The following is a 22,216-nucleotide window of genomic DNA, read 5'->3' as shown; positions in this document are numbered from 1 at the left end:
TAAGCGTCTCTAGCCGCCGCACACACGGTTACGCCCTTCATCTTTGGCTTGATATAGAAACTTATCCGCGCGTTGAATAATATCGTTAGCGCTCTCACCTCGTTGCATCATGGTGACTCCGATACTAATCGTCAGGTATTTCAGTGGGGACGCTGCGTGGATGCGTTTTACATTGGCAATTTCATTGCGTAACGATTCCGCCGCCGCAATCGCATCGGTCAGATCATTGGCGGGCACAATGCAGGCAATTTCTTCGCCACCGTATCGGTAGGCATGGCCTTCACAGTGATGAGAGAGCAGGGCACAGATCTCTTTTAATACTTGATCGCCGTCTAAATGCCCATAGTGGTCGTTGTAGGCCTTAAAGAAGTCCACGTCAACGAGCAAGAAGGCGTGTGGTTTCGCGTTTTGGTCGTTGAGCAGGTACTGCAAATCGCGATGTAATGCGCGTCGATTAAGCAAGCCGGTTAGACCATCCATATGGGCCATATTCTCGAGACGCTGGTTCGCCGCTGCGAGTTCCGCAGTGCGCTTATCTACTTCGGCTTCTAGAGTTTGTTGTTGGCTCAAAATACTGCGCGCCATTTCTTGCATAGAGCGGACTAGCATGCCGATTTCGCTGCGCTGATATTCTGCTTCAATTTTGATTTGCGTCACTGCTTCATAGCGCTTATTTCCCACCTCATGAGCCAACCGAGACAGGTGACGCAACGGCCGTGAAATTTGCTGATTCATAAAGATATACAGAATAACTAATACGAGGATAAAGAATCCACCGCTCAGAATGACAAAACGCATGGGTGATAATAATGCGAGTTTTTGAATCTCCCACAATGGATACGCAGTGATATACCACCAATCCGGGCCAGGAATCTTATGGGCAATAATGAGCATGTCTTTATGGTCAATGGTAAAGATCTGTTCGCCATCGGTGTCGGCAATTCGATCCCAAATGGACGTGTAGAGTGGGTTGTCTAAATGTTCAAGATGAACGATGCCACTGTGCTCATGGGGAGCAATGACCGATGTTGGTGCGGCGATCAGTTGCGCTTGGTTGTTCAAAACGACGTGGGTTGCGGCAGATTCATGGGAATCAATGAGTCGGTTTAACATATCTTCTAGGCTGACATCGTGGCTCGGTGTACCTAGGTGACGCCCATCAAAATCTACTGGTATTTGATAGGTGATCACCCATTGTTCAGAGGATAAATCGTAATATAAACCTGTCCAGGCACCTTGTCGTTCAGGGTTTTCAGATTGCAGCGTAGAGCGCACTACGGCGTAACGGGTAATATCGAGATCGGCCCGTGCTTGCCGACCCCAAGGGTGATTAAGTGAATAATGAACGATAACGTTCTCAGGCATGCTTATGTGAGTATTTTCATACAGTTGTTGCCAACTGGGCGCTAACCGGTGAACCACTTTAAGCGCCACCACAATCCGCATTTTGCGTTCATCAGTAAGGGCGTACTGGCTTTGTCCGGCAAATACAGATAGATGTTTGAACTCTGAGGAATAGGGGTTGCTAAAGAACTCAGGATCGGGAGAGAAGCCTTCGTAAAACGCTTCACGTAAACGATGCACGCCCGGCTCCGTTTCCTCGAACCATTGATCAAACACTGCGGCGATTACGTCCGGGCTTTGGCTTGCTTGCTGGTAACTATCGATAAAATATTGTCCGAGCAATTCTGCAGTTGCTTCGGCTTGCTTAAATACACTCGATTCACGCTCAATCCGTTGATTACTGTCGTGAACCAGGTAGCTGACCTGCTGTTGGTACGCTTGCTGATAGGAGAAATAGAAACCAATACAGGCCGCAAGGGTGATAAGTGCCCCAGTAGCTAGGCTGATTCGAAGGAGTAGACGTCGTGCTAATGTTCGATTGAATATATTGCGCCGCTTTACCGCTCGCACCATTATTTGGTTCCTTCCGCATGGCAATCACCTAATGTTGGCACGAGATTTAGCATTGGGCAAATAATTCAGGTGCCACAGAAGGTTCGCGCCACTTGCTCGTCGGGCTGCGGAGGTAACAATAGATCGGCGTTGTCGCCCAATTCGCTATACCGATAGGGAGAGGACCAAGCCCCATGGCATCGCCAAAACTCGCTTAAATCGCCATTGGCTTCTACCTGTTCAATAACCTGTTGAATACGATGGTTGCGGGGTATTAGGCGCGGATTTGCCTGAGCCATTACATCGGCAGCATTCGTGATCTGGGCCTCATCAAGCAGTGCTAACCAGCGCTGATGCCAATCGTGCCAAAACGAGAGGGATGTTGTGGTCTGCACATAATCGAGAAAGTCGCCCTTTGGCTGCTGCCCTTGGGTAGTGAGAGCAGCGAAAGAGAGGGTGTGATCGAGCGCATCCACTTCCAACTGCGCGTAAGAGGCATCAATCAATGTAAACAGCCGTTCGCTAACCTCTGCTGTTAATAAATCGGGATCGGAAACACCAAATTTACGCCCAATACTCACCGCGCGGGCTTGTTTATACATTGCTGGGAATTGTTGAATGATGTCCGTGAGGCGTGCCACGGTCTGTTCTCCGTGCACCTCTTGTTTATGTGTGTTCATTCGAGATTCGTCGATTAACGGGAGTAGGGTTTCCGCAAATCGAGCGAGATTCCATTGGGCAATTCGGGGCTGGTTGGAAAAACGATAACGGCCATTGCGATCAATGGAGCTAAATACCGTGTCTTTGGAAAAGCTGTCGATAAAGGCGCATGGGCCATAATCGATAGTCTCCCCACAAATGCTGGTGTTATCCGTGTTCATTACGCCATGGACAAAGCCGACCCTTTCCCATTCAGCCACCAAATGGGCCTGTCGTTGCATCACGTGCTGTAAGAACGCTAAGTAACGCGGAGCCCCCTCCGCTTCTTCTAGCAGTGTGGGGAAATGTCGCTGAATGGCGTAGTCGGCGAGTTTTTTCACCTGCGCGGTGCCGCCATGGGCCGCCGCATATTGGAAGGTGCCAATACGAATATGGCTGCTTGCTACCCGAGTAAGAATCGCGCCGGGAAGTGGCTCATCGCGATAAACATATTCGCCGCTAGCCACCGCTGCCAATGCACGGGTCGTGGGTACGCCAAGATGGTGCATGGCTTCGCTTACCAGATATTCACGCAGTACTGGGCCAATCGGCGAACGGCCGTCACCCCCGCGGGAAAATGCGGTAGGCCCGGAGCCTTTCAATTGAATATCGACGCGCTGATCAGAATTTCCTGGAACCACTACTTCGGTTAGCAAGAGCGCTCGCCCATCCCCCAATTGTGGAACAAAGTGCCCAAATTGGTGGCCTGCATAGGCCAAGGCCCGAGGTTCTATGGCCTTGGCCAAAGGGCTATGAACCCAATCTGAGGCATCCAGGTTACCGGAAAAGAGGTGCAGACTAGTATCTGTACCTCGTAGCGTTGCGGGCAACGCCAGAGCTTCAGCGAGTTTATGATTAAATGCAATCCACTGAGGGGCTTGTACGGGTGTGGGTGCCGTTGTACGGCTGAAAAAGGTTCCCAGTTGCCCGTAGCTATGCTCCAGTGTTGCCTCTTGCTGTGACACCTTCTGTGACATAAGCATCCTCGTGGTCGCTGAATTACGTGACTTTTCTATGAATGTGATATGGTGAAACGAACGCCTAACGATGTCGAGCTTTTCCGGCGTTAAATCGCAATAACTATACCGCAATGAGTTATACCACGGTGAGTTATGTCACAGTGTACACGAGGAGATTTCATGGTGGCCCGCGCAATTACTATTCCTTCGCTTTCTTTACTTGCTGCAACAGCCTTGTTGGGGTGCACCCCTGACACCCCGATTGAGTTGTTTGAAGAGCCGATTCCCATTCGTATTGGTGCCACGATGTCGCAAACGGGTGCCTATGCGACCCAAGGCGGTGCCGCCCTCAATGGATACCGCTTGTGCGAAGCCCATTTGAACTCCAGTGGCGGTGTGTTGCAGCGCCCAGTGGAACTCATTATTTATGACGATGAATCAAATTCGGAGCGAGCCCGCGAGCTATATACTAAACTGATCGAGGAAGACAATGTCGATGCGATTTGGGGGCCTTATGGCTCAACGCTGACCGAGGCGATTGCACCGATTAGCGAAGCCCATCGCATGGTGCATGTATCGCCGCTAGCGGCGACGACCTCCATTTGGGAGCAGGGCCGGGAGTATCTATTTATGGTATTGCCCCCCGCTGAAGTGTTTCTCAGTGGCGTGATTGCGATTGCTGAACAGCATGGCCACCGCTCTATTGCCGTGATTCAGGAAGATCAGTTGTTTCCTCGCGCAGCAGGTCAGGGGGCGGTAGCTGAGGTTAATGCCCGTGAGCTCGATTTGGTACTGCATGAAACCTATCGCAGCGGGCTCGATGATTTTAGTGCACTTGCAGAGGCGATTTCTGCATCCGGAGCTGAGGTGGTAGCGATGGCTGCTAGTGCCCTTGATGATTTTATTGCGATGCAAAATGCCTTAGCCGATCACGGTGTCGAATTGGCATTTTTTGGAACCTCGGGCGCCGTGCAAGAATTTTACGATGCGCTGGGAGAACGTGCTGAAGGGGTGCTTGGGTTGTCTGCATGGGAACCCACATTGGACCATCCGGGGATCAGTGAGTTTACCCAAAGCTATCGCGATCGCTTTGACCGCGATCCGAGTTTCCATGCTGCGGGGGCCTATGGCACTTGTCAGATTTGGACGGAAGCGGTACGCCGGGCACGTTCATTGTCGGCAGACTCCATCCGTCGAGAGTTGCTTGATTTAGATATCTTTACCGTTTTTGGCCGTTTCCGCGTTGATGAGCGTGGTTATCAGGAAGCGAATCAGGGAGTGATTATTCAATGGCAGGATGGCGAGAAGGTCGTGGTGTGGCCAGCCGAGCAGGCAAGAGGGGCCATACACTGAGTTATCGTGAACTTATTAATGTTTCATTTTTGCCGATTTAATCTTTAGAAAGGCGAGCACTATGATGTCATGAGTGCAGTGGATGCAAGGAAGGTGGCACGTGTCAAAAGCCGAGGATACTCGTCTACAGTTGTTGGAGCAGCAGAGCCGGTATGAGAGTTTATTTACTCATCATCCGGATCACGTGTTTTCTTTGGATTTGAAAGGATATGTGACAAGCGCTAATAAAAGTCTTTGTGAAATGCTCAACTGCAATGAATCCGACATAGTTGGACATCATTTTACTGAGTTTATGCTCGATGACGACAAAGCGGAAGTCATCGGATACTTCGAACGAGCGATACATGGTGAGCGCCTTCGCTACCAAACCCGTGCCCTTGATTTACAAGGCAACCTTCGGCATATCGAGATTATTAACTTACCCCTGACGGTAGAAGGGAAAGTCATCGAAGTTTTTGGAATATCGAAAGATATTAGCCACGATGTGTTTAACGAAGAAGAAATGCGGGTGTTAAAGCGTAGCGTTGATTCAAGTGCTAATGGCATTATTATTGCTGACGCAAAGCAACCGGATCACCCACTTACCTATGTAAACCCAGCATTTTTAAAAATGACAGGTTATAGCGAAAGTGAGGTATTAGGGCGAAATTGTCGATTTCTGCAAGGTGAGGGGAGCGATCCAGAGGTTGTGAGCAAGTTGCGCACTGCGATTTCACAAGGCAGCGATGTGAACGTGGTGATTCGTAATTACCGTAAAGACGGCACGCCTTTTTGGAATGATTTATATATTTCGCCGGTACGGGATAACAGTGGTGAGATAACTCATTTTATCGGCGTTCAACAAGATATCAGCCGTCGAATAGAAGCAGAAAACCGGCTCGACTATCAAAGTACCCACGATGTGCTAACGGGCCTTCCTAATCGGAGTTTGTTTGAAGAGCGATTAAGCCATGATGCGGAACTGGCCATTCGCAACCATCGCAGTTTGGTGGTGCTTTACGTGGATCTGGATGAGTTTAAACCGATAAACGATAGCTTAGGGCACATTGTTGGCGATAAAATTCTGCAACACGTAGCGGAGCGAATTAGTGATGTGATTGAGCCGGGAGATACGTTGGCTCGGTATAACGGCGATGAATTCCTACTTCTCTTACCCTCATTGATGCACGTGGATGACGCTCAGGTTGTTGCCGAGCGTATTTTAACCACGCTTTCGCAACCCTTCTCGATAGATTCTGAAACCGTGTATCTCACCGCAAGTATCGGTATTGCAGAGGGAGAATTTTCGAACCCTATCCTCGCGCGGGAACCTCACATGCTGATTCGGCAAGCAGATATGGCCATGTATCAGGCGAAAAAAGGGGGCCGTAATACCGTTCATTGGTATTCCTCCGAAATTACTGAGCAGATGAACGAGCGGGTTATTTTACGCCGTGAGCTAGAAGGGGCTTTGCAGCAGGATGATTTGCAGTTGCATTTTCAGCCTATTGTCGATTCGAAAACAGGCCGCACGGTAAGTGTCGAAGCCTTAGTGCGCTGGATTCACCCAAAGCGAGGCATGATCTCACCAGCGGTGTTTATTCCGTTAGCGGAGCAAACTGGGCAAATTATTGCAATTGGCGATTGGGTATTGCGCGAGGCCTGTACAACCATTGCAAAACTCAATCAAACCCGTGAGGAACCACTGACGGTTGCTGTGAACATTTCGCCGTTACAATTTACCCGCAGTAATTTCTTATGCAATATTGAGAAGCTATTACAGGAGTTCTCCCTTGAACCTTCTATGCTAGAAATTGAAGTGACAGAAGGGGTGCTCTTTCACGATGAGGAAATCGCTATCGACACGCTGCATAGCTTGCAAAACATGGGCATTCGCGTGTCTATCGATGATTTCGGTACCGGTTATTCGAGCTTAAGCTATTTACGGCTTTTGCCCGTGCATAAATTAAAAATAGATCGTTCATTTATTCATGAAGTGACCGAAAGTGAGCGTGACTGTGCCATCGTTGGGGGGATTATTGATTTGGCTCATCACTTATCGCTCGTTACGGTGGCCGAAGGCATCGAAACTGCAGAGCAGGAAGCCATCCTTAAGCAGCAAGGCTGTACCTTGCTGCAAGGATATTATTTTGCGAGACCGATGCCCCTAGCGGACCTCAATGAGTTTTTACGTCACGAACTTAACGCGCCGTTGGATAATCCAGCACCCAATTAATAAAGAGTTCGGTTCCTACGCGTAATGCAGCTTCATCGGCATAGAAGTAGGGGGAGTGATTACTCGGTGCCGTGGCTGGATCCTGATCCGGTGGCGTAATTCCTAAGAACACGAACATACCGGGCACTTCCATCGCATAGAACGAAAAATCCTCTGCACCAGTTACCAAATCTGCTTCATACACCTGCTCACGACCGACAATACGTTCCGTGGTGGGCATCATGCGGGCAACTAATTCAGGGTCGTTCACGGTCACTGGGTAGCCTTCATGAATGGTTACCTCTGCTTGTGCACCACTGGCTGCCGCTGTCATTTCCGCGGTGGTCGTTAGTTTTTCGAAGATCTGACTACGAATACCCATATCGAAGTTACGAATGGTGCCTTCAAGGTAGACTTCGTCTGGGATTATATTATTACGAACACCACCCTCAACGATCCCAAAACTGACTACCGCAGGCGCTTTAGTGATATCTACTTGACGGCTGACAATGGTTTGCACGTTATTGATGATCTGGCCAGCGACGACGATGGGATCGACACCGCCCCAAGGACGCGAACCATGGGTCTGTTCACCGCGTACGCGGATTTCAAAGCGATCGGAAGATGCCATTAGAGGGCCCTTGCGATAGCCAATATGGCCTGTGGTACCCGCGGACCATACGTGGATACCGAGCACCGCCTCGGGTTGCACGATATCGAAAAGCCCTTCTTTCAGCATGAGTTCCGCGCCCCCTTCTTCCCCCTCAGGGGCGCCTTCTTCAGCAGGCTGGAATATAAACATCACAGTACCGGCGAGCTGTTCTTGCATGCTAGCTAAGTACTCGGCTGCGCCCATTAACATAGCTACGTGAAGATCATGACCACAGGCATGCATGACGGGCACTTCGCGACCACGGTACTCGCCGGTGGCAGTGGACGCAAAGGGTACATCTGTCATCTCTTTCACCGGGAGGGCGTCCATATCTGCCCGTAACGCGATGGTCGGGCCAGGACGGCCGCCACGAAGCACGCCAACAACGCCGGTATGCGCGATTTCTGTGGTGACTTCTAGGCCTAAGTCACGCAAATGGTCGGCAACGACTCCCGCTGTACGAAACTCTCGGTTACTTAATTCTGGGTTCTGATGAATGTCACGGCGCCACTCAATCACGCGCTGTTCAAGGGCGTCACTAATGATGACATGGGCTGGTGAGTTTCCATGACTGGTAAAGGCAAAAAAACTGGCGGAAATCGCCAGCAGAACAATAATGGTGTGCTTCATCTATTTGACTCCGAAGGTGTGTGTTAAGCTCAGTATTGCAGTGAGTACCATGGAGCGCAACATGCGGACAGCCTCAGGAATTCCTATTTCGGTCACCCGAAAACAAATGAAATCAATTCGTTTGCGGATTAGGGCCACCGATGCCACTGTGCATTTGTCTGCCCCTCACCATGTATCCGACCATGTGCTGTATCAATTTGTACAGGAACGTGAAGACTGGATCTTAAAGCAGAAACAGCGTGCGAAAGCACTGCCACGCACACATCCTATCGATAACTCAACCCGTGCCCGCAACGCATTGTTAGCGCGAGTTCATGCCCTTGCACCGCGGTGGGAGCAGAAACTCGGAGTGAAAGCATCGGCCTTTGGCGTACGCTTGATGAAAACCCGCTGGGGCAGTTGTAACCTGCGTACCAAGAAAATTTGGCTGAGTATGATGCTGGCATCGAAATCCGATACCTTACTCGAATATGTGCTTGTGCATGAATTGGTGCATTTACTTGAACCTGGCCATAACAAACGTTTTTACCGGCTTATGGAGGATGCTATTCCCCATTGGCGGAAGCTGCATAAAGAACTTCATGGCGAATAAACGCGGTATGTAAGTGCCCTGAATTTTTAGCTTACCCATTCTTTACGGAATAAAGCGCAAGCCTGTGACGTTACCTAGGTGTCATTTGTGACAAACGGAGGTAATGACCATGAAAACCATGTTTAAACCATCAGTTCTTGCTATCGCTTGTGCTTTCGCCTTAGGAGCATCTGCTCCAGCAGCTTTTGCAGACGAGCAAGATACAAGCGTTGACGCTCAAGCACGTGTTAGTGCTTCAGCTTCAGTAAATGCCCGGACGCAAGCTTCACAGTCGTCTTCTGCAGATACTGAGCAAGAGCAATCTGCACAAAGCGAAGCGCAATCTGACGCCGAATCTGAAGCATCTGCTGAAGCGCGCGCAGAAGCAAACGCCAATGCTGAAATCGGCTTGAACGTGTCAAGTGCCGTTCAGCAAGCGCAGGAAGAGGGAACATCTGTTGCCGAAGCCGCGCTCGAGGCGCTAGGGAATACCACCGCTCGTGCACAAGCGCGCACAGAACAGGAAGTGGAAGCTGGTCAGGAACGCGCAGAAATGATGCGCAGTGAGCTCGAAAACCGTGCAGAGAGCACAGGAAGTGCAACCGCGGAATTAGCGACATCAACAGCCGCAGAAATGCGCTCTGTAATGACCGACCTAGTTCGCTCGGAAGCTGCGGGTAATGTAGGAGCACAGGTAAGTGCTGAAGTTGCAGGCCAAGTAGGCGCGACCGTATCGGAAAGTGTACGTACCACGGTATCGGAAACAGTACGTAGTGATGTACGTGGTAATGTTCGCGATAACATCCGTAATCGTGTCGGCCCGAATGGTGGCTAATCATGACCGACAACAGAGGGGGGCTCCCCCTCTGTTTCTTTGTTCTAAACGTATCTATACTCAAGGTCGAGAAACCTTGAGCTATCGCCGTGTACATGCACGGTTCAGAGACTATCTGGCTGAGGCATGGGTACCAAAACGATGAGCGTTGGAGAAATCTATGAATAACCGAATCACAAAGTTAAGTCCAATTGCGCTGGCATTGGCTTGTGCACTTTCTGCAGGCATAGCATCGGCGCAAGACGCGTCAGATTCATTTTCGTTTTCGGGCCGTGTTGACGTATCTGGTGAACACAACAGTAATGTGAGTGTGAGTGAACTGGAAACGGCAATTGGCGAGTCAGATACCGCCACCGTGATTGAAGTTGCATTAGACGCCCAATGGCAACCTGCACCGTCGTGGAATATCGACGGGGGCTACAGTTACAGCGACCGACGTTATCGCGAGTTCAATGAGTTTGATTTGGCAATGCACCTCGTGTACGCAGATGTGAGCTATGACTTTGATGTGTATACCGTTGGCGGTAACTATTACTTTGCTGATGCGAGCTTAGGTGGCGATTCATTTCTAGATTTACATCAACGCTCTATTTATGTAGCGCGTATGTTAGGCGACCAGTTTTACGCGCGGCTAGCCTTAAATCAGTCTGATAAGACCTTTGCGGACTTTTCCGAGCGTGACGCAGATGCGGTGGGTGTTTCAGCGGATGTTTTTTACTTCTTTAATGAAGGTCGTAGCTTTATTTTGCTTGGTGCCAACCATGATGATGAAGATGCAAGCAGTAATGAATACTCCTATAAGGCAAATACGCTCCGTATCCGCTATTCCACTCGGTTCTCGTTTGCAGCAGGGGATGGAAGATTCCAACTAGGATATCGCTGGCATGATCGGGACTACGAAGGAATGACCACGATCATTAGCGAGCCGCGCTCTGATCGTCATCAAGTTATTGATGCTCGAGTTGAACTCCCTGTCTGGCGGCAACTCGCCTTTATTGGCCAGGTTGAGCATGGCGATTATTCGTCTAACCTAGAGACAGCCGATTACGATGAAACGCGTGCTTCAATTGGACTTCGCTTGCGCTTCTAGTAAGCCAGTGCTCGTTCAAGTCGAAGCTCCACCGCCATAGGCTATCCAAAAAATTGCCAGAAAAAAGCCTGAATCACATCTTTGTGGTTCAGGCTTTTATGATCCTAGGTGCAGGTGTTTGCCGTGTACGCTTCTTGTTTAGTGCGTGTTCGCTAACACACCGTTAATAATCAACGCGGGATGCAAAACACCAAAGCCAATGGTGGGATCTCGCTCCTGCTTCTCCGCATATGCGCGTTTTTTCAGTTCAGCGCGTGTTGCTGTAACTGTATCTTGGGCGGAACAGGCCGCATGCGCTGTGACAAAAGGTGCGGCCATAGATGTACCTGACTCGTACCCCCATTGATTGTCTGCGCGTGGTGCCAAAACAGACACGCCAAAGCCCGCAAATTCCACATGCTCCCCTTGGTTGGCCCAACGGTAAATTCGACCATAGCTATCCACGGCAGTGGCACCAATCACTTCATCGTAAGCAGCAGGATAGAGTTTCGGCGCGTGCGGACCGTCGTTACCGACGGCAGCAATCACAGCGATATTGGCTTGGTGTAAGCGTCGCACGGTTTGCGCTAACAAACGGTTCTCTGGACCGGTAAGGCTCAGGTTAATGGCTTGCACCTGCTGCTCGCTGAGCCAGCTTAATGCGCGGATCAGGTGGGTTAGGGATGCGCCTTGATGGTAAACCGATTGTTGATAAAACACTTCCGCATGATACACAGTGGCATCTGGGAGAAGTGCCGGATGATTCTCAGCAGCACCAATGAGAATGCCTGTAACTGCCGTGCCATGATGACCCGGCTGGGGGATATCTCGGTCTAGAAATCCGCGACGTATTAAGCGACCTTCCGTGACGGCTTGTGCAAAGGCAGGGTGATCTGAATGAATGCCGGTATCAACCACACCAATGCGTAAGGGCGCTGTGCACACTGATCGGGCAGGCCATTGCAATTGCAGGGGGGGAACCGGAATACTGGCTTGCTCTGAAGGCATTTGTTCAGGACGAAGATCACCAGTCGCTTGGTAAATATGGTTGCGGTCTAAGGCTTGATGTAAACCTGTTGGGACTAAACGCTCAACTCCCGCGCGGTTGTCGAGATGACGGGGCACCGTAAATGTCAGGATATTCTGACCTAACCCAGATAAGGTTTCGTTTTCAGTGAGGTATTTCCACAGTTCTGGTGCTTGTTGGGGGAATTGCGCTAATGCCTCGTTATCTAGCATTAACACCCATTGCCGCTCGATCGCGCGTCGACCAGGCTCGATTTCGATATCGACAAAGCGTTCAACGCCTTCCTTATCACGAATCGACAGGCGCTCGGGAAGGTTGGAAAGGGGATCGAGGCTAGACAAGCGCTCAATCGTCCGCTCTGTATTACTTGCAATCTGTTCAAGGGCACGAGCCTGGCCGATTTCAGCGGCACTCGGCAAGTTTCGCTCAAGTCGTTCGGCCTGTCGCGTCGCCCGCTCAATTTGCCGTTCAATGGCACGTTCCGCTGGGTTAACCACGGGAACATTAGGCACATTCGGGGCCTGTTGGCTACTCGCTAACAGAGGAATGAGCGCTATGCTCGCGGCTATGGTGAAGTAGAGCGTTCTTGCAAGCCATGGCATGATATTCTGTACCTCTGGTTCAGAAAATTAAATTACTGTCTTACTATAGTAACGTTTCAGACCCTAATCTATTTCATTTTTTGCAATTTTTATGGAATAAACCCATATGCTGGCGCGTTATGTGACTAGATGACCCGCACGTGACTTCGGAGATTGACTATATGAGTGCATCGTCAAGGCGAAAAGCGGAGTTGGCAAGTTTACTTCCACCCTTACGTCGATTTGCATTTTCACTCACGACATCCATGCCGGATGCCGATGATTTGGTGCAGCAAACCGTTGAGCGCATTCTTACGCGCCCGGTTCCTGACGATGTGGAGTTATTAAAGTGGGCGTTTCGGGTTTGTCGAAACCTGTGGATCGATGATTATCGTGCCCGTCGTGTTCGGGAAAATGCCACCTTCGATACGGATCTACAACAAGCTCAGCAGGTGAATGGCACCGATGTGATTGAAACCGAAATGGAACTCAATCATGTGGGTGAAGCGATGAAGCGGTTACCTGCGGATCAACATGAAGTGTTGGCCATGATCGCGGTTCAAGGCATGTCCTATCGGGAAACCGCAGAATCATTAAATATTCCCATCGGTACGGTAATGAGTCGGCTAGCACGCGCAAGGAGCGCGCTTGCTCAGCAACTGTATGGCACAGAAAAGGAGTTACACTAATGGCAATCAGTGATGAAAAACTCTCCGCATTTCTCGATAACGAGCTTTCGCGCAAAGACATGGATGAGGTTCGATTAGCCCTCGCTCGTGATGAAACGCTTTCAGATCGGTTAGCGATGTTGAGCCAAGTTGATGACGCGGTGAATAGTTACGCGGCACAAATCGATCGTACACCGGTGCCAAAACAGTTGCAGGCGCTATTAACGGATAGCCCAGCAGCCCAGGCAGAGCATCCAGAATCAAATACTGTGGTGCAAATCTCTGCATGGCAAGCAGCGAAACAAAAGCTAAGAGAACACGTTGCCTTGGCCGCAGGCGTTGCCTTACTGATTGGAATCGGTGCGGGGCAAATGTTGCCCTCGGGTGACACAACAATGGGACCAAGTTATTGGGCGCAGATTGGCGATGCACTGAATGCAACGGCAAGTGGGCAAAGGGCTATACTGGCGAGTGGTGATGAGTTGCAGCCGTACTTTAGCTTTACGGCGGGAGATGGCCGTTTGTGCCGCAGCTATGCCATACACGGAGAGTTTACCCGAGATGAAATTGCCTGTCGCAGTGGGAATGCATGGTTGCCAGTGGCTACGGCTTACCGTAGCAATACCGAAGCAGGTGATTATGCGGCCGCCTCTGCAAGCCAACTTATGGAAGTTACTTTGCAGGTGTTAGATGGCAGTGCCGCGCTCAGCATTGAAGAGGAACAGGCACGGTTAGCGGATCTGGATTAAATCCGACGAAGAACACGCAAAGATTCAGTAAGATACCTTTACGACAGTCTGTTTTGATAACTAGACTGATATCATGACATTACGGAGGTAGTTGTGAAGAAAACGACGACAGCGACACAAAAAACAGCACGGTGGCAAGACACCACAGTGCTTTCACAGATTCTACAAATTGGTGCACTATTACTGGTGGCGTGGGCGTTAACCGCATGCTCAAGTGCGTCGCCGTATCGTGCTGCCGATGGCAGTGGTTTTGGGTACAGTGAACGCAAAATTACCGATAACCACTACCGAGTGAATTTTAAAGCCCGTGGTGACAATACCACCTTGGCCATGGATTACGCATTATTGCGCGCAAGTGAACTTACGTTGGAACAAGAGTATGACTGGTTTCAAGTAGTGAATCGGGAGACGTTTGTTAATCGTGAGCGTGTAAGCTCTGGCAGCAGCTTTGGCGCTGGCGCGGGGTATGAAACCATTCGCGATTGCACCCCATTAGGGTGCCGCGTATATCGTCGTCCGGTACGTAGCTACCATATGGGGATTGCCCTCGGGGACGATCGAAGTGTGGTAGAAACTGTCTTGGAAGTGCGTATGGGACGCGGTGTACGACCGGAAGAAGGGCAAACTTTTGATGCCCGCGAGGTGTACAACAATCTGAAACCTGAATCGAGTAATGGCTAGGTTATTTCAGCAAATATATGAAACATTGATGGTTTCATTGAAAATCAAGGATAAACCGCTAGTATAAAGAAAAGGGCACCGCGGGTGCCCATGGCTGCGGGGAGTACTGATGACTCAGATAGGTGAGAACAAGCGCATTCTGTTGCTCATCAACCCCGCGAGCTCAAGTTACCGCCGCCAGGTGGTCGATGCATTAATGGCTGAGCTTGAACAGCGCGCTATTCCTTTCGTTCGTTTAGAAACCCATGAACTTTTGCAGAAAACCGTGGTTGCGGTGGAAGATCAATTGCGTGCGCACACAATTACCGATGTGATTGTGGTGGGAGGTGATGGCACCCTCCATCAGGCAGTCAATGCGCTTGCCGGCTATCGTTTACCGATGGGCTATATTCCTTGCGGTACCGGCAATGATTTTGCGCGCGGTTATTTTGGTAAAACCTATAAGCAGCAATCGCTTTCAGAGTGGATTCAACAAGCCATTCACGGGGATGTGCATGCCATAGATTTAGGTCAAGTAAACCAACGGTATTTTATTAACGTGGCGGGGGTAGGCTTTGATGCCCATGTTGCTAAACGCTTGCAAGGGCGCAAAGGACGATTTCCAAGCCTAAGTTATTTGTTCACCGCGCTACGCATTCTTTTTACGGTAAATGCGCAGCCAATCGAGCTTTCCGGAAGCTCACAAAAGCTTTTGGCGCTATCGAGTCGGCCTTTCTTTATGCTTAACTTTGCCAACGGCCCTTATTTTGGGAACGGCATGAAAATCGCGCCTCATGCGCATGTCGATGATGGCGTGCTAGCCTATTGTTTTGTAGAAACTGCCGGAATACTGCGTAAGCTGAGAGCGCTGCGTCGGATCTATCGGGGCACCCATATTCAATTTAAGGAAGTGCACTGTGGTCAGTTTCATGCACTCCAGGTGCAAACCGTTGGCTTGCCTATTGAAGTGGACGGGGAGTATTTAGGTGAGACCCCCGCATTTATTCGGACGATTCCCGCCGCCTGTCTATTGCGCGGTCGCCCTCTGGATAACCATGCGGATGCCTTCTATAGCTAGTTTGTGATATCAAACCCACACTGTGCTAAAAAGCCTTGATATTGCTGCGCGTGCTCACGGCTATGTTCACGAATATATTCGCCGTGACTCTCGGTACCAATCAACTCCTCGATGTAATTTTGCCATGGTTCGTGGCGAACAAATTGCTGTAATCGACGCAATTGAGCGGAGATCTGCTGCTCATAGCCTTGTAAACGAGCAAGTTTGGTTTGCAGTTCTGCAATCCAAAGGCTATGCATAACGTTTTGTAGGTAATGGGCTTGCTGGGGCACTGACTGGCCCTGACAACTCACTTTATCGCCTGCATCGTTGAGCATGTTGTTCAATTCGATCAGATACCCATGCACCACTTGTTGGGTGCGCCAAAAATCACTTAGAAAATTATTTTGCCCGAGATGCCGCATATGCTCGTTCCAGTGCTCCGGGTCTACTTGATAACCTAAGGGGTCAGTACTAAGGCCAGTAAAGACATCAGCAAAATAGGTGAGGGCGGCTACGCTTGCGCTACCTTGCTGCGTGTTTTCAAGATTGAGGGTAGAGCGGGATACGCGCATCCGTTCACGGATTACTGATTCACTGGTAAGAAAGCGATCAAACCAGAGCGGAAGGGTATCCACTTTATGCGCTAACGCTGATGTTAATAACTCGGCAATGCGTTCTTCATCGGCGGCTGGGCTCGCTAAACATTCCTGTAAGGCAGCAATCATCTGTATTTCATAAAGTACGCGGGATTGAGTACTTTGCACACGTCCAAGGGAGCTATTGCGTTCTGCCACTAATTGACCAACACGGCAACGGTCAAGTCGCATACTGTCGAGTAAACTTATCGAGATTTCGGGAATTGGCGTTTGCACCTCTTGAGTCCTAGGCATACGTGGGTTAGGAGGCAACTCCACGGCAACTTTGGGCTCGTCGAGTAAGCGACTAAGTCGTTGTTGATAGTCGGCTAAATCGTTTTCAACACCCCGGCTACAGCCGCTTAGAAATACCGCGACGATTCCAAAAGTCACTAGGGATCGCGCCTTCCATTGGTGTTCTCCTTTGATTTTTTCAGTTACACTTTGCCCATTACAACGCATACGCGTCAGAGCGTCGCCCAGAGTGACTTTGAGCATTCGGTGAAACAGGCTGTGGCGCGTCATTTTTTGCATAGGTGATGTCATGTTTACAGGTATTGTTCAAACCCAAGCTGTGGTGAACCATATTCAAGATAAGGGTACGTTTCGTCATCTTGAACTTCGTGTTGGACGTGAGCACTTACGCGGCATTGAAACCGGTGCCAGTATTGCCGTGAATGGCTGTTGTCTCACAGTAACTAGTTTTGACCTTGAGCCATCAAACGATTCCGATGGCAGTCTGGTACGTTTTGATATTATCGATGAAACATTACGTTTAACCAACCTAGGTGAACTTGAGCTAGATGACTCGGTTAACTTTGAACGTTCATTAACCATGGGCAAAGAGTTAGGTGGTCATATTGTATCGGGGCACATTCATACAACGGCGACTTTAAAAGAGCGGATTGATAGCGCGAACAACTGTCGCATGTATTTTGAAATTGCGCCAAAGTGGCTCGATTATATTTTAGCAAAAGGATTTATTGCCGTAGATGGGGCGAGTCTTACGGTCGGTGACGTGACTGCTTCTGGGTTTTGGCTACATCTCATTCCAGAAACATTGGCGATTACGATACTTGGCGATAAACGCCCCGGTCAGCGCGTAAATATTGAAGCAGATCAACAAACGATGACCATCGTTGAAACCGTTCGGCGCGTGCTCGCTAAACAGGCTCAGTAGTACTGTTCGTCGCTCGTGTTAATACGCAGATGAATTTTATCGTCACCGATGTCCCGGTGCATGGTGATATACAATACATCACCGCAATTTGGACATTCATCTTCATACTCTTGGTTCTCTTCCGATGTATCTACATTCAGATGAACCGTGTGCCCACAGTAAGGGCAATGGATGCGTGCGTCACATAACTTTGCTTCGTCCATATAAAGTGTCCTTATTCGTAGTGGTAACCTCCATTTCGGAAATCCCGAAAGGTTTTATCAATGGTGCGACTTATTCATACTATAGCAAGCCTGCACATAACAGCCGGCGCAAACCCGTGTAAAGCGAGTAAAGCTGCGGTAAAGCAAGGAATTTTGTGTGGCGGTGAAGCGCCAATTTAAATGAATTTAACGAGCATAGGGCCACGATGAGGGTGATTTTATGAGCTTGTATTGGGGCCAATTAGCCGCTCTAGCCGCTGCCTTTAGCTGGGCATTGGCGACCCTTATGTATAGCCGCAGCAGCCATCATTTATCGGCAGCTCAATTGAACTTGGTAAAAGGGGTCGTGGCGTCGCCCTTGTTATTATTAGGCCTTTGGCTCAGTAGCGATGTGCACGCTCTGGCGTGGACGCTTGGCCCGGTATTGTTGCTTGTCCTGAGTGGCGTGATTGGCATTACCATCGGCGATACGTGCTATTTCTCTGCACTGCGGCGTTTAGGGCCTGCGCATACTATTTTGCTTGAGTATCTGGCACCCCCGTTGGCGGCAATTATTGCCTGGTTATTTTTGTCTGAAACCCTAACTGTGTTTGAAATTTTGGCTGGACTGGTGGTGTTGGTGGGGGTAATCACTGTACTCACGGAACGTCAACCTGTCGCAGGTGTGCCGATAAACCGGATCGGAGTCTGGTTTGGCGTGGCGGCAGCCTTGTGTCAGGCGCTTGGGCTGGTGATGGCCTTCCATGCCTTTCAGCAATTTGAGGTGAGTGCCTTGCAGGCAGCCATGATTCGACTGTCAGCGGGCACCTTGGTGCTTACATTGGCACTGCTTCTATTGCGACCGAAGATGCTGATGGCTACCGCCCAAGGACTTCGAGAAACCCGAATTTCAATTTTGATCATGGCCATTTTGCTCGGTACCTTTGTGGCTATCTGGCTGCAGCAATTGGCTATTGCTTATGTGACACCAGGCATTGCCCAAACCTTATTATCCACGGCGCCGTTATTTATGCTATCCCTCAATTTTGTTCGAGGCCGACGTGTGAGCTTTCGGGCCTTAGCGGGTACCTTGCTTGCAATGGCGGGAATTGCCTTACTCTTCTTGCGCTAGAACGCTCGTTTTCGATGGAGTCTTGGCGATTACTTCGGACGAATGGTTTCGCGGCGGCTGTTCGTGTTTTCCTACGTTGGATCACCTCTGTTGCGTTGCGCTTAAGAGCATAAACCGTTATGATTCACGGGTTTTATTGAACCGCAGTTCGCGCCCGATGTACGTATATCGATCCCATGCCGAACATAACCGAAACATACAAGTGGCACTTGGTAGGTGTCACCACTGTAGAAAGGATTTAGCATGCCTGTAATTACACTCCCCGATGGTAGTCAACGTGAATTTGATCACGCCGTTTCTGTGCTTGATGTTGCTAACGACATTGGCCCTGGTTTAGCCAAGGCAACCGTAGCCGGCCGCGTGAATGGAACCCTAGTTGATGCCAGTGATCTGATTGAAGAGAACGCATCCTTAGAAATTATTACACCGAAAAACGCCGAGGGTTTAGAAGTGATTCGTCACTCCTGCGCACATTTGCTAGGTCATGCGATCAAGCAGCTTTGGCCAGATACCAAAATGGCCATTGGCCCGGTGATTGATAATGGATTCTATTACGACGTTGATATCGACCGCCCATTGTCGCAAGACGATCTCGAAGCACTCGAGAAGCGTATGCATGAATTGGCTAAAACCGAATACGATGTCATTAAGAAGAATGTGAGTTGGGAAGAGGCGCGGGAAACTTTTGTTGAGCGCGGCGAAAGCTACAAAGTTGAAATCTTAGACGAAAACATTCCAAAATCAGACCGGCCAGGGTTATATCACCACGAAGAATACGTGGATATGTGCCGTGGCCCGCATGTGCCAAATATGCGTTTCTGTAAGCACTTTAAAGTGATGAAAGTGGCAGGGGCGTATTGGCGCGGTGATTCCGACAACAAAATGTTGCAGCGGATTTATGGCACGGCCTGGACCGATAAGAAAGAATTAAAGGCGTATCTGCAGCGGTTAGAAGAAGCTGAGAAACGTGATCATCGGAAAATTGGTAAATCCCAAGACCTATTTCATTGGCAGGAAGAAGCGCCGGGAATGGTGTTTTGGCACCACAATGGTTGGACCATTTTCCAAGAACTTGAACGCTATGTGCGGGAAAAGCTAAACGAATATAACTACCAGGAAGTGAAAGGTCCGCTCATGATGGACCGTGTGCTTTGGGAGCGCTCAGGACACTGGGAAAAATTCTCAGAACTGATGTTCACTACATCGTCGGAGAATCGCGAGTATGCGGTGAAGCCAATGAACTGTCCTGGTCACGTACAGATTTTTAACCAAGGGTTGAAGTCCTACCGTGATTTGCCACTGCGCATGGCTGAGTTTGGTTGCTGTCACCGGAATGAACCATCGGGCGCGTTGCACGGTTTAATGCGTGTTCGTGGCTTTACCCAAGATGACGCGCATATCTTCTGTACCGAAGCACAAGTACAAGACGAAGTGGCTGGCTGTATTCGTATGGTCTATGAAACCTACAAAACCTTTGGTTTCGATAAGATCGTGGTAAAGCTCTCCACACGTCCTGAAAAACGCTTAGGCGACGACGCAACATGGGATCGCACAGAGTCGGCTCTGGCTGAAGCACTGAAGAGTCATGGCATCGAGTTTGAGTATTTACCAGGCGAAGGCGCCTTCTACGGTCCAAAAATTGAATTTACTTTATTCGATTGCTTAGGTCGTGCGTGGCAGTGTGGTACAATACAGCTGGATTTTGCATTGCCTAATCGCTTGGGTGCAACCTATGTTGGCGAAGATAATGAACGCCATGTGCCAGTGATGATTCACCGGGCAATTTTGGGGTCGCTTGAACGCTTTATGGGAATTCTCATTGAAGAGTACGCTGGATTTTTCCCAATCTGGTTAGCACCCACTCAAGTTGTGGTGATGAATATTACCGACAATCAGGCCGAATATACGCAAAATTTGGTCGCAGAATTGAAAAAACACGGCTTTAGAGCAAAAGCCGACTTGAGAAATGAGAAGATAGGCTTTAAAATCCGCGAGCACACGCTTAAGCGCGTGCCGTATTTATTGGTGGTCGGTGATCGCGAAGTCGAAGAAGGACAAGTCGCGGTACGGACCCGACGAGGTGAAGACCTTGGCAAGTTTTCGGTTGCCGACTTCATGTCTCGTCTGCGCGAAGACGTTACGTCTCGCGTAATTTCTTAAACTGCTTGGAGGAACACACAATTAAAGGCGGAAAAAAAGGCCAAAAGGTCGACAAAACACGTATAAATGACAATATCACCGCTCCAGAGATTCGCTTGATTGACGCAGAAGGCGAACAGCGGGGGGTTGTTACTTTAACTGAAGCACTGGAAGCTGCTACAGAAGCGGGGCTGGATCTGGTAGAGATTAGCCCAAATGCTGAGCCGCCTGTGTGTCGCGTAATGGATTATGGAAAGTTCCTTTACGAGAAAAGTAAGCAGCAGAAAGAGCAAAAGAAAAAGCAAAAACAGATTCAGGTTAAGGAAGTTAAATTCCGACCTGGCACTGATGAAGGCGATTACCAGGTAAAACTGCGCAACCTGCGTCGCTTTCTTGAGGGTGGTGACAAAGCAAAAGTTACCATTCGTTTCCGTGGCCGGGAAATGGCGCATCAGGAGATTGGAATTGACTTGTTGGAGCGGATTAAAACCGACCTCGAGGAAGTTTCAAGCTGCGAATCGTTCCCTCGACGGGCCGAAGGTCGCCAGATGATTATGGTTCTGGCACCAGAAAGTAAGAAGTAATTTAGGTTTACAAGTAACGTTTATTCCGAACGTTCACCTGGTTATTTCAATTGGCTATCCAATGCGGAGTACGACAATGCCAAAAATGAAAAGTGTAAAAAGTGCTACTAAGCGCTTTAAGAAAACCGCTTCAGGCGGATACAAGTGCAAACAGTCTCACTTGCGTCACATTTTGACCAAGAAGAGTTCTAAGCGTAAGCGTCATTTGCGTGCTAAGAGCATGGTTCATAAGAGCGATGTTGCTTTAGTAGACCGCATGTTACCGTACGCGTAAGAGGAGACTGAGAAATGGCACGAGTAAAACGTGGTGTGGTCGCGCGTGCGCGTCACAAGAAAATCCTGAAGAAAGCAAAAGGTTACTATGGTGCTCGTTCACGCGTATTCCGCGTAGCGAAACAAGCAGTAATCAAGGCCGGTCAATATGCATACCGTGACCGTCGTGCGAAAAAGCGTACTTTCCGTCAATTATGGATTGTTCGGATTAACGCTGCGGCGCGTCAAGGTGGTTTGTCTTACAGCCGTTTTATCAACGGTTTGAAGAAAGCATCTGTTGAAATCGACCGTAAGATCCTGGCGGATATCGCTGTTCACGACCAAGCAGGTTTCTCTGCTTTGGTAGCGAAAGCTAAAGAAGGTCTGGGCGCGTAAGCAGCCGCTTCAAGTTTGTCAGAAAGAGGGGAGCCGCGAGGCTCCCTTTTTGTTTGGCTTAAATAGACACGATGAACTTCGGGGATCTCCCCTATACCTGCATCGCCCCCTTA

The 22,216-nt window shown here is 49.5% G+C and carries 21 protein-coding genes; 15 read left to right on the top strand and 6 right to left on the bottom strand.

The features are described 5' to 3' along the window. Positions 1-9: 9 nt before the first annotated feature. Together FM042_RS03225 and FM042_RS03220 are read right to left on the bottom strand one after the other, a co-directional pair. A complete protein-coding gene (locus tag FM042_RS03225; protein ID WP_143234298.1) occupies positions 10-1,917 on the bottom strand; it encodes a diguanylate cyclase in 1,908 nt (635 codons plus the stop codon). A gap of 65 nt (positions 1,918-1,982) precedes the next feature. Continuing rightward, positions 1,983-3,572, bottom strand: coding sequence for a protein adenylyltransferase SelO (locus FM042_RS03220; RefSeq protein ID WP_143234297.1), 1,590 nt, complete (start codon positions 3,570-3,572; stop codon positions 1,983-1,985). 162 nt (positions 3,573-3,734) lie between these two features. Here FM042_RS03220 and FM042_RS03215 point away from each other — a divergent pair, with 162 nt between their 5' ends. Beyond that, positions 3,735-4,907, top strand: coding sequence for an amino acid ABC transporter substrate-binding protein (locus tag FM042_RS03215; protein WP_185960680.1), 1,173 nt, complete (start codon positions 3,735-3,737; stop codon positions 4,905-4,907). 100 nt (positions 4,908-5,007) lie between these two features. Next, entirely contained in the window at positions 5,008-7,122 is a 2,115-nt protein-coding gene (locus FM042_RS03210) for a sensor domain-containing protein (protein ID WP_185960679.1), read from the top strand. Here FM042_RS03210 and FM042_RS03205 read toward each other — a convergent pair. Continuing rightward, the gene (locus FM042_RS03205; RefSeq protein ID WP_143234294.1) at positions 7,088-8,383 is read right to left on the bottom strand and encodes an amidohydrolase; all 1,296 of its coding nucleotides are present in this window, start codon (positions 8,381-8,383) and stop codon (positions 7,088-7,090) included. The genes FM042_RS03210 and FM042_RS03205 overlap by 35 nt on opposite strands. Positions 8,384-8,444: 61 nt before the next feature. On the opposite strand from FM042_RS03205, the gene FM042_RS03200 reads away from it, so the two are divergent. The 3 genes from FM042_RS03200 to FM042_RS03190 all read left to right on the top strand — a co-directional run bounded on the left by FM042_RS03200 (position 8,445) and on the right by FM042_RS03190 (position 10,879). Next, positions 8,445-8,975: a M48 family metallopeptidase gene (locus FM042_RS03200; protein WP_185960678.1), complete on the top strand. Its 531-nt coding sequence runs from the start codon at positions 8,445-8,447 to the stop codon at positions 8,973-8,975. A 109-nt stretch (positions 8,976-9,084) separates the two neighbouring features. Further along, positions 9,085-9,789, top strand: a complete 705-nt coding sequence (locus tag FM042_RS03195; protein WP_143234292.1) for a hypothetical protein — start codon at positions 9,085-9,087, stop codon at positions 9,787-9,789. A 160-nt stretch (positions 9,790-9,949) separates the two neighbouring features. Beyond that, on the top strand, positions 9,950-10,879 hold the full coding sequence (locus FM042_RS03190; protein WP_143234291.1) for a surface lipoprotein assembly modifier: 930 nt from the start codon (positions 9,950-9,952) through the stop codon (positions 10,877-10,879). 138 nt (positions 10,880-11,017) lie between these two features. On the opposite strand, the gene FM042_RS03185 is transcribed toward FM042_RS03190, so the two are convergent. Then, positions 11,018-12,487 carry a S8 family serine peptidase gene (locus FM042_RS03185; protein ID WP_143234290.1) on the bottom strand — a complete coding sequence of 490 codons (1,470 nt, stop codon included), beginning with the start codon at positions 12,485-12,487 and terminating at the stop codon, positions 11,018-11,020. A gap of 161 nt (positions 12,488-12,648) precedes the next feature. Here FM042_RS03185 and FM042_RS03180 point away from each other — a divergent pair, with 161 nt between their 5' ends. The 4 genes from FM042_RS03180 to FM042_RS03165 all read left to right on the top strand — a co-directional run bounded on the left by FM042_RS03180 (position 12,649) and on the right by FM042_RS03165 (position 15,621). After that, on the top strand, positions 12,649-13,155 hold the full coding sequence (locus tag FM042_RS03180; RefSeq protein ID WP_143234289.1) for an RNA polymerase sigma factor: 507 nt from the start codon (positions 12,649-12,651) through the stop codon (positions 13,153-13,155). Beyond that, positions 13,155-13,883, top strand: a complete 729-nt coding sequence (locus FM042_RS03175; protein ID WP_143234288.1) for an anti-sigma factor — start codon at positions 13,155-13,157, stop codon at positions 13,881-13,883. The genes FM042_RS03180 and FM042_RS03175 overlap by 1 nt, the downstream gene beginning before the upstream one ends. A gap of 93 nt (positions 13,884-13,976) precedes the next feature. After that, positions 13,977-14,564, top strand: a complete 588-nt coding sequence (locus tag FM042_RS03170; RefSeq protein ID WP_232366346.1) for a CC0125/CC1285 family lipoprotein — start codon at positions 13,977-13,979, stop codon at positions 14,562-14,564. 109 nt (positions 14,565-14,673) lie between these two features. Further along, entirely contained in the window at positions 14,674-15,621 is a 948-nt protein-coding gene (locus tag FM042_RS03165) for a diacylglycerol/lipid kinase family protein (protein WP_143234287.1), read from the top strand. Here the strand turns inward: FM042_RS03165 and FM042_RS03160 are convergent. Then, positions 15,618-16,631, bottom strand: coding sequence for a DUF3080 family protein (locus FM042_RS03160; RefSeq protein WP_185960677.1), 1,014 nt, complete (start codon positions 16,629-16,631; stop codon positions 15,618-15,620). The two genes, FM042_RS03165 and FM042_RS03160, sit on opposite strands and share 4 nt — an antisense overlap. Positions 16,632-16,782: 151 nt before the next feature. On the opposite strand from FM042_RS03160, the gene FM042_RS03155 reads away from it, so the two are divergent. Further along, a complete protein-coding gene (locus FM042_RS03155) occupies positions 16,783-17,418 on the top strand; it encodes a riboflavin synthase subunit alpha (RefSeq protein ID WP_143234285.1) in 636 nt (211 codons plus the stop codon). Here FM042_RS03155 and FM042_RS03150 read toward each other — a convergent pair. Continuing rightward, complete coding sequence (locus FM042_RS03150) at positions 17,412-17,621, bottom strand: CPXCG motif-containing cysteine-rich protein (RefSeq protein ID WP_143234284.1); 210 nt, start codon at positions 17,619-17,621, stop codon at positions 17,412-17,414. The genes FM042_RS03155 and FM042_RS03150 overlap by 7 nt on opposite strands. 220 nt (positions 17,622-17,841) lie before the next feature. Here FM042_RS03150 and FM042_RS03145 point away from each other — a divergent pair, with 220 nt between their 5' ends. From FM042_RS03145 to rplT, 5 genes are all read left to right on the top strand, one after another. Then, the gene (locus tag FM042_RS03145; RefSeq protein ID WP_143234283.1) at positions 17,842-18,732 is read left to right on the top strand and encodes a DMT family transporter; all 891 of its coding nucleotides are present in this window, start codon (positions 17,842-17,844) and stop codon (positions 18,730-18,732) included. Between the two features lie 243 nt (positions 18,733-18,975). Next, positions 18,976-20,892 (top strand): threonine--tRNA ligase, encoded by a 1,917-nt coding sequence (thrS, locus tag FM042_RS03140; RefSeq protein ID WP_143234282.1) that lies wholly within the window; start codon positions 18,976-18,978, stop codon positions 20,890-20,892. A gap of 5 nt (positions 20,893-20,897) precedes the next feature. Next, positions 20,898-21,455: a translation initiation factor IF-3 gene (infC, locus tag FM042_RS03135; protein WP_143234281.1), complete on the top strand. Its 558-nt coding sequence runs from the start codon at positions 20,898-20,900 to the stop codon at positions 21,453-21,455. 76 nt (positions 21,456-21,531) lie between these two features. Further along, complete coding sequence (gene rpmI, locus FM042_RS03130) at positions 21,532-21,729, top strand: 50S ribosomal protein L35 (RefSeq protein WP_126790895.1); 198 nt, start codon at positions 21,532-21,534, stop codon at positions 21,727-21,729. Positions 21,730-21,743: 14 nt separating this feature from the next. Further along, the gene (gene rplT, locus FM042_RS03125) at positions 21,744-22,103 is read left to right on the top strand and encodes a 50S ribosomal protein L20 (RefSeq protein ID WP_143234280.1); all 360 of its coding nucleotides are present in this window, start codon (positions 21,744-21,746) and stop codon (positions 22,101-22,103) included. Positions 22,104-22,216 lie beyond the last annotated feature (113 nt).

This window comes from Aliidiomarina halalkaliphila (assembly GCF_007096385.1).
Taxonomy (GTDB): domain Bacteria; phylum Pseudomonadota; class Gammaproteobacteria; order Enterobacterales; family Alteromonadaceae; genus Aliidiomarina; species Aliidiomarina halalkaliphila.
Note: the sequence above shows the minus strand (reverse complement) of the source record. Positions and strands in the feature narration are given on the sequence as shown.

Excerpts from the sequence above, each read along its gene's own strand:
- FM042_RS03195 (WP_143234292.1), top strand. The coding sequence starts at position 9,085 with ATGAAAACCATGTTTAAACCATCAGTTCTTGCTATCGCTTGTGCTTTC.
- thrS (WP_143234282.1), top strand. The coding sequence starts at position 18,976 with ATGCCTGTAATTACACTCCCCGATGGTAGTCAACGTGAATTTGATCAC.
- rplT (WP_143234280.1), top strand. The coding sequence starts at position 21,744 with ATGGCACGAGTAAAACGTGGTGTGGTCGCGCGTGCGCGTCACAAGAAA.
- rpmI (WP_126790895.1), top strand. The coding sequence starts at position 21,532 with ATGCCAAAAATGAAAAGTGTAAAAAGTGCTACTAAGCGCTTTAAGAAA.
- FM042_RS03215 (WP_185960680.1), top strand. The coding sequence starts at position 3,735 with ATGGTGGCCCGCGCAATTACTATTCCTTCGCTTTCTTTACTTGCTGCA.
- FM042_RS03190 (WP_143234291.1), top strand. The coding sequence starts at position 9,950 with ATGAATAACCGAATCACAAAGTTAAGTCCAATTGCGCTGGCATTGGCT.
- FM042_RS03175 (WP_143234288.1), top strand. The coding sequence starts at position 13,155 with ATGGCAATCAGTGATGAAAAACTCTCCGCATTTCTCGATAACGAGCTT.
- FM042_RS03145 (WP_143234283.1), top strand. The coding sequence starts at position 17,842 with ATGAGCTTGTATTGGGGCCAATTAGCCGCTCTAGCCGCTGCCTTTAGC.
- FM042_RS03165 (WP_143234287.1), top strand. The coding sequence starts at position 14,674 with ATGACTCAGATAGGTGAGAACAAGCGCATTCTGTTGCTCATCAACCCC.
- FM042_RS03185 (WP_143234290.1), bottom strand. The coding sequence starts at position 12,487 with ATGCCATGGCTTGCAAGAACGCTCTACTTCACCATAGCCGCGAGCATA.
- FM042_RS03220 (WP_143234297.1), bottom strand. The coding sequence starts at position 3,572 with ATGTCACAGAAGGTGTCACAGCAAGAGGCAACACTGGAGCATAGCTAC.
- FM042_RS03225 (WP_143234298.1), bottom strand. The coding sequence starts at position 1,917 with ATGGTGCGAGCGGTAAAGCGGCGCAATATATTCAATCGAACATTAGCA.
- FM042_RS03150 (WP_143234284.1), bottom strand. The coding sequence starts at position 17,621 with ATGGACGAAGCAAAGTTATGTGACGCACGCATCCATTGCCCTTACTGT.
- FM042_RS03180 (WP_143234289.1), top strand. The coding sequence starts at position 12,649 with ATGAGTGCATCGTCAAGGCGAAAAGCGGAGTTGGCAAGTTTACTTCCA.
- FM042_RS03200 (WP_185960678.1), top strand. The coding sequence starts at position 8,445 with ATGCGGACAGCCTCAGGAATTCCTATTTCGGTCACCCGAAAACAAATG.
- FM042_RS03205 (WP_143234294.1), bottom strand. The coding sequence starts at position 8,383 with ATGAAGCACACCATTATTGTTCTGCTGGCGATTTCCGCCAGTTTTTTT.
- FM042_RS03155 (WP_143234285.1), top strand. The coding sequence starts at position 16,783 with ATGTTTACAGGTATTGTTCAAACCCAAGCTGTGGTGAACCATATTCAA.